13 protein-coding genes are annotated in these 14,082 nt (G+C 59.3%); 10 read left to right on the forward strand and 3 right to left on the reverse strand.

Annotated elements, in window-relative coordinates:
- Positions 1–30 precede the first annotated feature (30 nt).
- From AC1ECK_RS02010 to AC1ECK_RS02030, 5 genes are all read left to right on the forward strand, one after another.
- Complete coding sequence (locus AC1ECK_RS02010) at positions 31–909, forward strand: sugar phosphate isomerase/epimerase family protein (RefSeq protein WP_480315328.1); 879 nt, start codon at positions 31–33, stop codon at positions 907–909.
- 68 nt (positions 910–977) lie between these two features.
- Entirely contained in the window at positions 978–2,039 is a 1,062-nt protein-coding gene (locus AC1ECK_RS02015; RefSeq protein ID WP_480315330.1) for a sugar ABC transporter substrate-binding protein, read from the forward strand.
- 66 nt (positions 2,040–2,105) lie between these two features.
- A complete protein-coding gene (locus AC1ECK_RS02020) occupies positions 2,106–3,614 on the forward strand; it encodes a sugar ABC transporter ATP-binding protein (protein ID WP_480315332.1) in 1,509 nt (502 codons plus the stop codon).
- Positions 3,615–3,624: 10 nt separating this feature from the next.
- Complete coding sequence (locus AC1ECK_RS02025) at positions 3,625–4,581, forward strand: ABC transporter permease (RefSeq protein ID WP_480315334.1); 957 nt, start codon at positions 3,625–3,627, stop codon at positions 4,579–4,581.
- A gap of 68 nt (positions 4,582–4,649) precedes the next feature.
- A complete protein-coding gene (locus AC1ECK_RS02030) occupies positions 4,650–5,534 on the forward strand; it encodes a ribokinase (RefSeq protein ID WP_480315336.1) in 885 nt (294 codons plus the stop codon).
- An 82-nt stretch (positions 5,535–5,616) separates the two neighbouring features.
- Here AC1ECK_RS02030 and AC1ECK_RS02035 read toward each other — a convergent pair whose 3' ends face one another.
- Positions 5,617–6,885, reverse strand: a complete 1,269-nt coding sequence (locus AC1ECK_RS02035; protein WP_480315338.1) for a hypothetical protein — start codon at positions 6,883–6,885, stop codon at positions 5,617–5,619.
- A gap of 324 nt (positions 6,886–7,209) precedes the next feature.
- Positions 7,210–8,220: an alpha/beta hydrolase family protein gene (locus AC1ECK_RS02040; protein WP_480315340.1), complete on the reverse strand. Its 1,011-nt coding sequence runs from the start codon at positions 8,218–8,220 to the stop codon at positions 7,210–7,212.
- 369 nt (positions 8,221–8,589) lie between these two features.
- Between AC1ECK_RS02040 and AC1ECK_RS02045 the strand changes: the two genes are divergently transcribed.
- The 3 genes from AC1ECK_RS02045 (at position 8,590) to AC1ECK_RS02055 (ending at position 10,451) form a co-directional block, all read left to right on the forward strand.
- Positions 8,590–8,973, forward strand: coding sequence for a nuclear transport factor 2-like protein (locus AC1ECK_RS02045; protein ID WP_480315342.1), 384 nt, complete (start codon positions 8,590–8,592; stop codon positions 8,971–8,973).
- 263 nt (positions 8,974–9,236) lie between these two features.
- Positions 9,237–9,512 carry a DUF2164 domain-containing protein gene (locus AC1ECK_RS02050; protein WP_480315344.1) on the forward strand — a complete coding sequence of 92 codons (276 nt, stop codon included), beginning with the start codon at positions 9,237–9,239 and terminating at the stop codon, positions 9,510–9,512.
- A 63-nt stretch (positions 9,513–9,575) separates the two neighbouring features.
- Positions 9,576–10,451: a hypothetical protein gene (locus AC1ECK_RS02055; protein ID WP_480315346.1), complete on the forward strand. Its 876-nt coding sequence runs from the start codon at positions 9,576–9,578 to the stop codon at positions 10,449–10,451.
- 382 nt (positions 10,452–10,833) lie between these two features.
- On the opposite strand, the gene AC1ECK_RS02060 is transcribed toward AC1ECK_RS02055, so the two are convergent.
- The gene (locus tag AC1ECK_RS02060) at positions 10,834–11,850 is read right to left on the reverse strand and encodes a hypothetical protein (protein WP_480315348.1); all 1,017 of its coding nucleotides are present in this window, start codon (positions 11,848–11,850) and stop codon (positions 10,834–10,836) included.
- A 585-nt stretch (positions 11,851–12,435) separates the two neighbouring features.
- Here AC1ECK_RS02060 and AC1ECK_RS02065 point away from each other — a divergent pair.
- Entirely contained in the window at positions 12,436–13,236 is an 801-nt protein-coding gene (locus AC1ECK_RS02065; protein WP_480315350.1) for a PhzF family phenazine biosynthesis protein, read from the forward strand.
- 78 nt (positions 13,237–13,314) lie between these two features.
- Positions 13,315–13,938 carry a glutathione S-transferase family protein gene (locus AC1ECK_RS02070; RefSeq protein ID WP_480315352.1) on the forward strand — a complete coding sequence of 208 codons (624 nt, stop codon included), beginning with the start codon at positions 13,315–13,317 and terminating at the stop codon, positions 13,936–13,938.
- Positions 13,939–14,082: the final 144 nt, after the last annotated feature.

Genomic DNA, 14,082 nt, shown 5'->3' on the forward strand with positions numbered 1-14,082 from the left:
GTCCTTCAACTGTTGGAGCGCGCAAAGACAGTGAAAGGTCTGACACACGTCGACCTCAACTACCCGAACCATTTCCGTGATGCAGACGCGCGCACCCGGGCGTCCCAGCTCGATGCCCTGGGGCTCAAGCTGAACGGATTCGCGATGCGCTACTACAGCGAGCCCGAATTCCGGTGTGGTTCGCTGACTCACCCCGATCCGGCGATTCGCCAATCCGCGATCGATCTCGCCAAGCGTGGCCTGGACGACCTGCGCGTATGCGGCGCCTCGCTGATGACCTTCTGGCCCGGACAGGACGGATTCGAATATCCGTTCCATGCCGATTACCAGAAACTGTGGGATCTCCAGGTCCAGGGCATTCGTGAGCTTGCTGAGTACGCGCCAGATGTCACGTTCAGTCTCGAGTACAAGCCGAACGAGCCGCGCGCATTCTCGGTGCTGAACAATGCCGGCACGACGCTGCTCGCGATCAAGGAACTCGGCCTCAAAAACCTGGCCATGACGCTCGACTTCGGTCACGTGCTGTATGCCGGCGAGCAGCCTGCCTGCACGGCAGCCCTTGTCAGCAAGCACTGCCGTCTCGCCGGCCTTCATCTGAACGACGCATACGGCCACCGCGATGACGGCATGATGGTCGGCTCCGTCCACACTATCCAGACAATCGAGTTGCTCACGCAACTCGTGCGCGATGGATACGACGGCGTGATCTACTTCGACACCTTCCCTGACGCGATTTCGCTCGATCCGGTCGCCGAGACCGAGGCGAACATCAAGACCGTCAACGCGATGATGAGCATCGCAAAGAAACTGGCCAGCGACGAAGCGCTTCGTGCTGCGAATCAAAAGCAGGATGCTCTCACGTCACAGCGCATCGTTCAAACCGCGCTGTTCGGTGCGGCCTATGCCTGAGCCTGAGCGGGCCCATTCTTCAGGGAATGGGCCCGCGATTCCAACAATCGATAATGGCAGGAGACAACATGAACAAGTACTGGGGCGTAGTCGCGTCGTTGGTGTTTTTTCAACTGATGCACACGGCAAGCGCGGACACGTTGAAACCGCTCGATCCGGACCGCGAGCCGGATCGCATCGAATGGTCGCAGTTGAGTGCGAAACTGGGCCCGGTACCCAAGCCCAAGGCCGGCACGCGGATCGGCGGCGTCGCGAAGACCATGACCAACGAGTACTGGCGTCTTCTCGGCGAAGGTTACAAGGCCGGTGGCAGCAAAAATGGTATCCAGGTCGACGTCCAGGCCGCGCAGGGCGAAGGCGATCAGCTTGGCCAACTGGCAATTGCAGAGAACATGCTAACGCGCGGATACGCCGAGTTATTGCTCTCGCCGCAGACCGATGCAAACCTGCAGCCGGTACTCGCTGAGGCTGCCAAGGCAAACGTGCCGGTCATCAACGTCAACGACGCCGTGATTCCCTCGGCCGAACACTACATCGGCAATGTGCAGCGCGACAACGGCGTGCGTGCAGCGCGATGGTTCATTCAGAATCGCCCGACCGGTGGCAAGGTGGCCGTCATCGAAGGCATGGCCGGCGTGTATGCGGCCGTGCAAAGAACGGATGGCTTCAAGTCGACGCTGAGCAAGGAGTCGACCAGATTCACGGTAGTCGCGAGCGTGCCCGGTAACTGGGACCGTCAAACCTCGTATGACGCAGCCACCACCATCGTGCAGCAACACCCGGATCTGGTGGGCATTTACTGTAACAACGACACGATGGCGCTTGGGGTGGTCGAGGCAGTCAAGGCCGCGGGCAAGCTGAAGCAGATCGCCGTGATCGGCACGGATGGAACCAGCGACGCCTACAAGTCGATCCTTGCCGGCGAGTTGACCGGCACGGTCGATTCTTTCCCCGTGCTGACCGGTGAAGTGGCAGTCGAAACGGCGCTGCGTGTTCTCGGCGGCCAGAAGGTTCCCCGTGTGGTGGCGACACCGCAAGCGCTGGTGACCAAGGCGAACTATGCCCGTTACAAGACTGGCGGTGAAGACGCGCAGCGCAAGGCCCTCATCGAGGACAGCGCCAAGCAGTAAGAGTCAGGCGGCAGAGCGCCGGGCGGTCCGCCACGGCGCGTGGATGGTCAGCAACTGGTCGAGCCCATGAACACCTCCTACGCACTTCAGCTCAGCGGTATCAACAAACAGTATCCTGGCGTCAAGGCTTTGACCGACGTGCATCTGCGGGTCGCTCAGGGAGAGGTCCATGCGCTTGTCGGCGAGAACGGAGCGGGCAAGAGCACCCTGCTGAAGGTGATCTCGGGGGTGATCAGCCCCGACAGCGGGGAGATTGTTCTCGACGGAAAACAGGTGACGCTCAATTTCCCGAAAGACGCGAAGCGGGCCGGAATCGCGATGATCCACCAGGAGCTGCAACTCATTCCGGAACTGGATGTGGTCCAGAATCTGTTTCTGGGTGCTCCGATCGTGAGCCGGGGTCGTCTGCTCGATCGGGCCGCCATGGTCGACAAGGCGCGGACGATCCTTGCGCCGCTGGACGCCACGATTCCGCTCACCGCGAAAATCAGGCAATTGAGCGTTGCGCAAAAGCAGATGGTGGAGATCGCAAGAGCCTTACTGGCCGAGGCTCGAGTGATTGCGATGGATGAACCCACTTCGAGCCTCACGCCTGCGGAGTTCGAGAAGCTCGCCCGCATCATTCGACAACTGTCCAACCAGGGCGTGGCGGTCATTTACGTTTCGCACAAGCTCGACGAGATATTCGAGGTATGCACTAGGGCCACCGTGTTGCGCGACGGCAAATTCATCGACGAACTGGCCTTGTCCGATGTGACGCAACAACAACTGGTTCACAAGATGGTCGGGCGGGAACTGGTGTCATGGCCCAAGCGGCAATATGACCGTGCAGATACGGTGCTTTCCGCACAGTCGTTGTCCTGGGGAGAACGGGTACGGGATGTTTCGCTCACGCTTCACAAGGGCGAAATCCTGGGGATCGCGGGGCTGGTTGGCGCCGGGCGTACCGAACTGGTGAGGCTGCTTGCCGGCGTGGAGCGGGCGGACCAGGGCGAGATTCACAAGGACGGCAGGCGTCTCAAACTGCGGTCCGCGCGCGATGCGATCAAGGCGGGAATTGCGCTGGTTCCGGAGGAGCGGAAGGTGGACGGCATCATTCCCATGCAATCGATCTTCTCGAACATCTGCCTGCCGGTACTCGACAGGTGGACGCGGGGCGGACTGGTGCGACGCGGCGCATTACATCGACGCGCAACGGCACTCGCCCAGCAGGTGAACCTGCGGCCACCGAAGCTCTCGCGCGCCATCCGTCTTCTCAGCGGAGGCAACCAGCAGAAGGCGATCATCTGCCGATGGCTGAATTCAGGCGCCGACGTTCTGATATTCGACGAGCCTACACGTGGCGTCGATGTGGGCGCGAAGCAGGAAATTTATCAACTGATAGAGCAGATCGTGAACGACGGTCGAAGTGTGATCATCGTTTCGTCCGAGCTCGACGAAGTCATGCGGCTGTCCGACCGTTTGCTGGTCATGCAATCGGGCCGCATATCGGGGGAATTGAAGAGCGAGGAGTTTTCCGAGGCGGCGATCATGACGCTCGCCATTCCTCGCGATGCATCTTCGCAACCGTCTTGATGGAAATGCCATGAATGCTCGAGTCTTTACCACTACCACATCGCCCGTTTCGATCCGTGACCTTGGCACGCTGATTGGCCTGGCGCTGATTTTCGCCGCCTTCGCCTTCATCGCTCCGGAGTTTCTCAACGCGCAGAACTTCGTCAACATTCTTCAGCAGAGCGCGATTAACGCCTGCGTCGCTATCGGCATGACGATTGTTATCATCAGCGGCGGCATTGATCTGTCGGTCGGCCCGGTCGCGGCGCTTTCCGCAGTGGTCGCGGCGACATTGATGGTGAAAGGTCTGCCGCCTTCGGTCGGGTTCGTTGCAGGCGTGCTGGTGGGAACCGTGTGTGGTGCGATCAACGGCGTCATTGTTGCCTATTGCGGGTTGCAGCCATTCATCGTGACACTCGGGACGCTTAGCATCTATCGCGCTGCGGCACTTATCTTCACTGATGGAAATCCTGTTCTTGGCATTCCGGATGCATTCCGCAATGCCTTGTCGGCGACATTCTTTGGCCTTCCGATGTCCGTTATTATCGTCGCGGTCGTGGCGATTCTGGCGTGGGTGATGCTGCGCAAGATGCCGCTTGGCGAATACATCTTCGCAGTGGGCGGCAACGAGGAAGCTGCACGGGTTGCAGGCGTGCCGGTCGAGCGCACGAAGATCCTGGCTTATTCGATCAGTGGCGGCCTGGCCTCGTTGGGCGCGATGATCGTGGTGGCGAGGCTCGGCGCCGCAGAGCCGGTCCTGGGTAACCTGTGGGAGCTTGACGCGATTGCGGCGGCGGCCATTGGCGGTGCATCGCTTCTTGGGGGCAAGGGCGGTGTAATCGGCACTTTGCTCGGGGCGATCATCCTGGGGGGCATGCGTAACGGGCTGACGCTGATGAACGTTCAGGCGTTCTATCAATTGCTTGCAACCGGTGTGGTGATTCTGCTTGCCATGATGGTGGACAGGCTGACCCGCGGGCGGCGATAGGCAGCGGGTGGAGCAGGGAGGATTCCTGCGTTTGATGATCCGTTCAAGATATGAATTCGAGGCGTTGTATGAGCGAAGCAGTTGCTGTTCTGGGCAGTCTGCATATGGACGTGTTGGTGAGCGCTGCGCGGCTCCCAACGCTAGGTGAAACGCTGATAGGAAGTGACTGGTACCAGACACCGGGCGGCAAAGGGTTGAACCAGGCCGTTGCATGTGCTCGCGCCGGCGCCAACGTCGCCATGCTAGGCGCCGTGGGCAGCGATGCCTTTGGAGACGCACTGCTGTCGTATCTGGAAGGCCAGAGGATCGGCACTAATGGCGTGGTGCGCATCCCGGGTGCCCGGTCCGGAATGAGTATCGTTGTGCGTACCCCGGACGACTATGCTGCCGTCGTATCCTCTCAGGTGAACGCTTCGTTGACGCAAGAGATGTTGAAGGCATGGTTGCACACGCTGGAAGCGACACAGATCCTTGTCCTGCAAAATGAGATTCCTGAGACCATCAATGCGGCGGCGGCGGCGCTGATACGAAAACGTGGTGGTCGGGTTGTTCTGAACGCAGCTCCAGCGCGAGCTTTTTCCGAAGCCATGCTTGCGCAAACGAGCATTCTGGTCGTGAACGCAGTGGAGGCGGCCATGATGGGCGCAGACCCCGTCGAGAATCTCGAATCGGCCTGGAATGGTTGCAAGCGGCTCGCAGATCAATTTGGCTGCGCTGTCGTTGTGACTGCTGGCCCGCATGGAGCGGCGTGGAGAGGCCACGCGGACGACAGTGGGACAGTTGAGGGCGAGAAAGTCCGGGTGATTTCATCGCATGGGGCCGGTGACACGTTCATCGGTCACCTGGTTGCGCAGTTGGCAAGCGGCGTTAAGTTGGGTGAGGCGGTCGCCACCGCTAACCGACAGGCCGCACTGTTTGTGTCAACGCCGCGACCGATGGTGGACGCAGCGTGAGAGATACAGTTGGCGCTCCATTGGTCTCGAGAGCCGAAATACGTGAGTCAGCCCGCCCGGCGGCGCATGCGAGTGAGTACGCCTACTCCCATCCCTGATACCCGGCCGGCTGCGCCGAATTGCCGTAACCGGCAGGGTACGGCCGCCGCAGTTCAGGTGGCGTGTACATCTGGTTATCTGCCGGATAGGCAGGCGGGCGGGCCATTATGACGACCTGCTGCGCCGCGGCTTGAGCGGGCGGCCGAGGTACGTAGGCGGACTGCGCGTAAGCCGGTTGGTACTGAGCGGGCGGATACTGCGCAGGCGCGTACTGATTAGCCTGAACGGTTCGAGGCGGCGGGGGCGGCGGCGCGTATTCCCGCCCGGAGTATCCCCCTGACTCCTGAGACTCAGTTGACGCCTGGTTATAGGCCGGCGCCGCCGCGTATTGCCGGGATTGCCGGTTCTGCGCCGCTTGAGTCCCTTGCTCCGTGGCGTATTGCGGTTCCTCATCGGCCTGCCGATACCGCGGCACCGCCCGCTGAGCGTTCTGCGAATCGCGGCTCTGCGTCACCTGCGCGTCGTCGTCGTTGTCCGATTTTGCTTCCGGCAATGCCGTCACGGCTTGCGTCGGAATCAGTATCGGCGGCTCGGACTCGGCGGCAAACCGCTTCAACGGCATAGCCCGCGTAGAAACCTGCTTCAGAGGCACGGGTTGCACTTCAGCCCGCTTAAGCGGTGTGGCCTGCACCGAAGCCTGCTTCAACGACGCGACCGGCGCAGAGACCCGCCTCGGCGGCACAGACTCGACTTGCGCGTAAACATGCTTCTGCGGCACGGGCGCGACTCGCGCGGGAACGCGCTTCAGCGGCACCGGTTCGGTCTGTGCAACGACCTGCCTGGACGGCGTGGCTCGCTCAGCAGCAACCCGCTTCGGCGATGTGACTGGGGCGGATACCTGCTTCGCGGGTGCGGCCGGCGCGGATACTTGCCTCGGCGGCGCGGCTTGCGCTACGACCCGCGTTGGGGGCGCAACCTTCCTGGCAACCGGCTTCGGCGATGCGGGCATGACCTCCACGGCAAGCTGCTTCTGCGGATGCTTCACCTCGTCACCCAAGGTCGCATAGGATTTCGAGTCTTCCCTGGCACGCGCGTTATAGCCGATGAAATACGCGTAGCGCAGGTCTTTCAGGCGCGCCTGATTGTCGCCATCGGCGGAGACGCGTTCTTCGCCGGGATCCAGAGATGCGTCGACGTTCGAGTCTTCGTAGGCTGAGGCTGTAGCATCAGCGGCACGGGCGAATTCGGGATGCAGCGCGCCCACCGAAGACATCAGCGCGGCGGCTGCCGCGACGAGCACTTTTTTTTCCATACTTTCACCTCGGGATTCCGTGCGACAGTCCGCGTGGGATTCGCCAATCGCCGGACCGGACTTTCAGTCGCGCCTCCGGGATATCGGCTCTTTTTAGCACGCACTGAAGGGCTCAAGGTAGTGTTTCCGGGTATAACCCAGGCGAAAGACTATATGCCAAACGACCATAGCCGTACCGACGTTGTCGGTTCGGAAATTTTTGCCTGCTCCGGCGGTCATGGCATGCATCCGACACGCTGACCTGTTTACGCTCGAAACCGACGAGCATGTCATCGTCGACAGCGGCGGTGAGAAGTGTATTTCCGCCGGTAATATCTGGCTGAGTTATAGATTTGCGCGTAGGAAGTCCACGACCTCATGGTCGATCTGGCGATGAATTTCCACACGATCGATCCCGGGCGCATCCTGGCAGATCAGCGCCACACTGGCCGCGACCGAGGCCGGACAAGGATCAATGAAAACGAAGTGGTTGCCTGGCACGATGTGGACTGCGGGCGGTGTGGGCAAGCCTGACACAACGGCAAGAGCGTTTCTCGCAGAGCCAAGATAGCTGTCGTCCTGCGGTCGATAGAGCATCGTCGGTACGCGCACAGCGGACAGGCCAGGTGCCTCAAACATCATCGCTAGCGGATCCATCAGCACCAACGCCTTCAGGCGACGATCAACGGGCGGTTGCCACGCTATCAGGTCAGCGGGTACGGCTGCTTCACCTTGGGTGTCGTGCCCACTATTGCTGGTTGCTGGATGCGGACACGATCCCGGATCATCGTGATTTGCGCAGTACGCGCTGGCATACGCAAAGTCGGGTTTCGCTCCCGCCAGAATCAGCGCGGTGTAGCCACCGGCCGAGTATCCGATCATGCCAATTCGGCTGACATCGGCGCTCGCGGAAAACCGTGGATCTGCGAAGACTGCATTGAGCGCGGCCTCTGCCTGCCGGGGGCGATCAATCAGGATCTGGGCTTGGGACGGAGCTCGGGGATAGCCTGAAGCATCCCCAACGTGCGTCGGCAAGACGGCGATAAATCCGGCTCGAGCCAGAGCAGTAGCCAGTTCACGGTGGCTGAAGGGGCCGCCACCTCGTCCGTGTGAAATCAATACAACCGGGAAGCGGTTATCCGGTACCGGCGGAGCATTGCGCGTCGCATCGACAGTGAACGGACCGGCTTGCCATGGAACCTCACGCTCATGCGTAGGGTAAAAGACAACCGTGTCGAAAGGAGCAGCTTCGCCCACCACTGTGAGTCGGATTACCCCCGCGTTAAAGGCGGCCGGGGCAGCCAGCGCGGAACAGGTACATACGATTGCGAGCACAAGGGTCACTATCCAACGCATGTCACCACTCCCGGCCACCAAGAATGAGAGGCGAAGGATATCAGAACGGTCTTACACGTTCGATGACCGAGGGGCGTCGTTCATCGATCGCTTACGTTGCTGTGCGTCGCACGCAAGCTTACACAGATTCTCGGCTCGCCGAATTTTCTTACGCTTGGGAACGTCCGCTCTGAGCGTTCGTGAACGGCTAGTCCGGGGCGCAAAGTGCCGCCGAACGACCGCCTCGGAAGCCTCCTTCCGCTGAAAAAGCCAGCGCGCGGAGTAGTCGTGCCCCCGTTATGAATCCCATAACCGTACAAGCGCGCTCGCAGCCATACCTTCTTGTTCTATAGTGCAAGGCACACCATCGAACATATCCGGAGGCATCCGATGGAGGAAGCAAGAATCCGTAACGCCCTGGATGCCCACTGGCGCGCGTCGGCAGCAGGCGATCTTGATGCAGAACACGACATCTATGATGACAATGCGATCTGTGACTATCCCCAGTCAGGCGAGCGAATTGTCGGGCGGGCAAATTTGCAAGCGCTGCGTGGCCATCATCCAGACAAGCCATCGGGTTTTAACGTAAGGAAAATTCAAGGAAAGGGCGCTCTTTGGGTGACGGAATACATCATTTCCTACCAGGGGCGAGCGACGTACACGGTCAGCATTATGGAGTTCCGCGACACCAAGGTCGTCCACGAGACCCAGTATTTCTCGGAGCCCTTTGATGCACCGGAATGGCGGAGTCAATGGGTCCAGCAAATCACGTGAGGGCGTGTTGCGGCGTGCCGAGGCGGGCAGCTCCGATAAATGAACACGTGCCGCCAGTTGCACCAAACGGCAGATAAAGACCATCATCGAGATGAATAATCCTGGTTCACTATTCTTGCCCGCGTCGGAGATGGACACCAGCGAATCCTTCGCGGTGTCACAGGCCGTTAGATTCGGCACTGGTACGCACGATTGCTGAGATTGCCGGCAATCGTCAATCGGATAGGGCTTCTTTCACGGAAATTTTACCGGACGTAGCTTCCATGACAATTGAGTTGACCAAAGAAGTTCGAGCCGATGCGATTGCATCCATTCAGAAGTACTTCGAGAAAAATATGGAGGAGCCTATCGGCAACATCGCTGCTGGCGCGCTCCTCGGTTTCTTCCTGGAAGAGATTGGCCCCAATATCTACAACAAGGCCGTGGCTGACGCGCAGGAGCGGCTTCTGCAGCGCGTCTCGGAGCTTGATTTCGAGGTGCACGAAGAGGAGTTTCAGTACTGGAAAAAGTATGAGGGGAACGCGAAGCCGCGCAAGTAAGCGTGAGCGGCTCTTCCGATATCGCCTTCACACGAAGGTAAGCTCGTTGTTCTACAAAACGCCATGGTTCAAACAAAATCTGATTTTCTGGCCTTAAACGATCTTGATTCGGCAACGCTTGTAAAACTGCTCGAACGCACGCAGCAATTAGCCGGCTTCTGGAAAGAGCGGCGCATGCCTCAGAGTCTGGCGGGTAAGCGCATTGGCCTTGTGGTCAACGATACCGGCTGGCGAAACACGACGGCGTTCGATCTTGGCATTCAGTCCATGGGCGGTCTATGCGTGCACGCGCCCTTGTGCTGGGACACCCGTGAGGATCTGGGAGATCTCGCCGCATACCTTGACAACTGGTTCGACGGTATCGTTACGCGTGCACCAGACCTTGCTGTCCTACGCTTGCTTGCGGATTTATCGCGAGGACCCGTCGTCAATGCGCGCACTCGGCAAAACCATCCTTGTGAAACGCTTGGCGATCTCGCGTTTTACTTTCATCGGCATGGCACGATCGACGGGATCAAAGTGGGCGTCGTATCCCCCGAGTCGAATATTCTAGGCTCCTGGATCGAGGCTGCCGCGGCGCTGCCGATTACGGTTGTCCAGGTCTATCCGGAGAGATGGCACGCGCCGGCATCGCCGGGAGCTACGTCTCGTTTCTACACGAGTACCGACCTCGCCGAACTCTCGGACACCGATATTCTAGTGACGGACTGTTGGCCTACGGAAGCCAAACCCGAGGAATTGTCCCGCTATCGAATCACGACTGAAATTTTGGAGAGACGGAGACCGGACGCCGAGTTCCTGCCGTGTCCACCCGTTTCTCGCGGCGAGGAAGTTTCGGAAAGCGCGATGATGCATGCTAGCTGCCGCGTCGTTCAGGCGAAGGCATTTTTGCTCCATGCCCAGAATGCGGTCCTGGAGCAAATGTTTGAAGCGATTTGAAACACCGGCTGAAGGCATTAGCGTAGACAATTCAGACTAACGCAGAGCGCACGATTGACAGTACGACTGGCCGGTTTCGGCGTCATCGTGCGTCCCTTCGGGGCCGAGTGCTGCCGATCGCCATCAGGCAGGAACGGCCACGAGCAGCCTTTGACCGGTAACTTCCAATTGACGCTTGAATGTCCCGTCCGCCACTCGCAACGGCCATTCGAGTATCGAATGCTGTCGTCACAACCTCGGCCTTATGCGGAGCTTTCCATAAGGCCGAGGATGCGGCAAGCAGCGAAGCCGGCGTTCGGGAAACACGCGCCTGCTAACGCAATCGCCGCAGAATTTGCGCGCGGCGATTGCAGCATTCAGCAAGCAAAGCCAGCCGAGCGCGTTACTGCTGGCTGTTGTCTGTCGATACGAAAGCCATGCCGTGTGGGCTGACCAGGTTGGTCACCAACGGAAGGAGCGCCCCGCTCCGCAAATCCAGTTGGCCCACATATCCCGGTACTGGCGGCGTGGCAGTGGCTACGCCCGTAGAGGCCGAGAATGCTGCGTCGCGCTGCCAGACGTTGGCGCTGACCTTGTAGACCGTGTTTGCCTTCGTGTCGGACACCAGCAGGTAGCCACGTCGCGCAGTCGCGAACACCGTGTCGTCAACCTGCACTTGACCGAGAAGCGGAAGATATTGCACTCGCGGTTCATCGCCCGAAGAGCGCAACAGGACGAGCTGGCCATCTCCCTGGTCATCGAGCAGGACATCGCCCGACGGCGTCAGCGTCATCGAATCCGGATCGGTCAGGTTGAGCGTCGCCACAGTGCCAAACGGGATGTTGCTGGCGTTCAGTGTGCCGCGCAATACCGGCGTGACGTCGACCGTGTGGGTGTTTGCATCAAGGTGCACTACGCGAACAATCGCGGGCCCCGTATTCTGGCCGCTGCCGTTAAGGGTGGGATTGGACGCGCTGAAGTAGGTCTGGCCGTCCTTGAACACAATGTCATCGTAACCGCCGCCGTGCAGTGTCTTGCCAAACGAATAAGGTGCAGAGGCCTGGCCCGTCCCGGCGTTGATGATGACGAGGTTCGGATTTGCATCCTCGTTCTGCATCGCCCAGATCTCACGAGTGTACGGATTGACCTTCAGGCCATCGTTGTGTCCCGCTACTTCGTAACTCTTCACCATAGTGCCGTCCAGCGAGTATTCGACGATCTCGCTCTTCGCACCGTTCGAGCCATCCGGTGCGCCGGTGTTTGCGTAGCCGACCCAGACGTGATCATCGAGCACGGCCAGGGAGTCCGGTGCGCTGAACAGTCCGCCGGAACCCGCCGCGAAGACGCTCAGGGTGAAACCCGGCGTGACCACCGGTTGCGCTGAACTTTGCGCGGCGGCGCCAGCGGCGAAACCAAGCACGGTGAACGCCAGCGCGGCGCAACTTGCAACACGGCTTAATGCACAAACAGGTCGAATGCTTGGCATGGTTCTCTCCTGAAACGTGTACGCGGGGGGCGGGACCAGCATATGCTGAACGGCTGGTAATGAAACGTAATAGATGGAAACACGAACGCATGACTGATTGGTGACGCCAGGATGGAGCCACGCCGATCGTTTGCCGCTACACGTCTGAAGAGCTCGTCGTCAGTGGCCCTGCGGGGGCTCCGAGTCGCCGCCCCACCAGACTTTGCGAGCGACCGTTATATCCTTGAAAGCTGCGGTTGAGTGCGGGTGATGTCGAAGGGCTGTGGTGGGTCGACCCGGGTCCGGCCAGTTTGAGACATCCGACACAGAGGTCTGGATTGCCGACAATTCTTGCGGGCGGGCTGAGAGGACCAACGATTTGGCAACCGGCACACTGTGTCGCCGCTCTGGCTGACCAGTCGCTTTTTGTGCCGAACGTCGAAAACTGTACATGTCTGCAAGCTTGACGTGCTGATATCGTATTCAACGAATACCACTGCAAATCGCCGACTAACTTCCCGCTTTGATCAGGTACATCTCATGAAACTGCCGATCTATCAGATTGACGCGTTTACGGATCAGGTATTTAAAGGCAATTACGCTGCGGTAGTGCCGCTCGAACGCTGGTTGCCCGATAACTTGATGCAGGCAATAGCCGCTGAGAACAACCTGTCCGAAACAGCGTTTTTCGTCAAAAATGCTGACGGCGCGTTCGACATCCGCTGGTTTTCGCCGCTGACGGAAATCGCTTTTTGCGGACATGCCACGCTGGCAAGTGCCTATGTGATCTTCAAGCAACAGGATGGCTTGGACATCATCGAGTTTGTCGCGAAAGCGGTCGGTCGGCTTGCCGTTCGCCAGACGCATGACAGCTTGATCGAAATGAGCTTCCCGCAGCGCCGGCCTGAAAGACTGAATGAAATACCCGAAAACCTGATCAAAGGGCTTTCGATACGGCCTCAAGAAGTACTGATCAACCAGCAAGCCTATGTTGTCATCTACGGAACCGAACACGAGGTACGATTCGTCGTACCCGAACTCAGTCTGTTGTCGACCCTGGGTCCACTCGATGTCGTAGTGACAGCGCGCGGCGACAACTACGATTTTGTATCCCGCTACTTTTGGCCTGCCAATGGCGGTGATGAAGATCCGGTGACCGGATCTATTCACGCGGCGCTTGCACCATTGTGGTCCGAGCGTTTGGGCAAGCTGGAACTCGTGGCCATGCAAGTGTCCCGTCGTAGCGGATTGCTTCATTGTCGCGTACACGACGACCGGGTGTACATCTCCGGTCAGGCTATTCAATATCTTGAAGGGACAATCGAAATCCCCGAAGCGTAGGTGCGACCGGTGTACCGCTGGAAGTGGTTGCTTTTTACCTGCCTAGACCGGCTGCATTGCCAATTACCAGAGCCTCGCATGCTGAAGATCCTCGGAAAAGCCTCGTCCATCAACGTCCGCAAAGTGCTCTGGGTTTGTGCCGAGTTGCAAATTCCCTTTGTGCGGGAGGACTGGGGCACGGGATTTAGACAAACTGACACGCCCGAATTCCTATCGTTGAATCCCAATGGCCTTGTGCCCGTCATCAAGGACGGCGACTTCGTGCTTTGGGAGTCTAACTCGATCATCCGCTATCTGGCTTCCCGCTATGGCGGCGAAGCGCTTTATCCCACCATGCCTATAAAGCGGGCAAGGATCGATCAGTGGATGGACTGGCAGGCAACGGACCTGAACCGGTCCTGGAGCTACGCATTTCTCGGCTTGGTCAGAAAATCTCCTGCGCATCAGTCGCTGGATGAGATTGCGACGTCGCTCACAAGCTGGACTCGGCACATGCGGATATTGGATCGTCAACTTCATGCCACGGGCGCGTTCGTTGCCGGGGATCAGTTCAGCCTCGCCGACGTTCCTATCGGTTTGTCCGTGAATCGCTGGTTCAGCACGCCGTTCGAGCATCCCGGCTTTCCCGCAGTGTCCGATTATTTCCACCGCCTTGCCGATCGCCCCGGTTTTGCAGCGTATTGCGAGAATGGAATGCCGTAGTCGCCGTTAGGACTGTGCGCTGTGTTTCCGGTCGGGAGGCGTTCCTGGCAACGGAACCCGGAAGTTTGTCGCCGGCCAGCAATCGATCTTCTCGAAGTTGCAAACGCGGGCGATGACGATGGTCCCCAGTTGGGCAGGCGCAAC

Source organism: Paraburkholderia sp. SSBN10T (assembly GCF_056619545.1).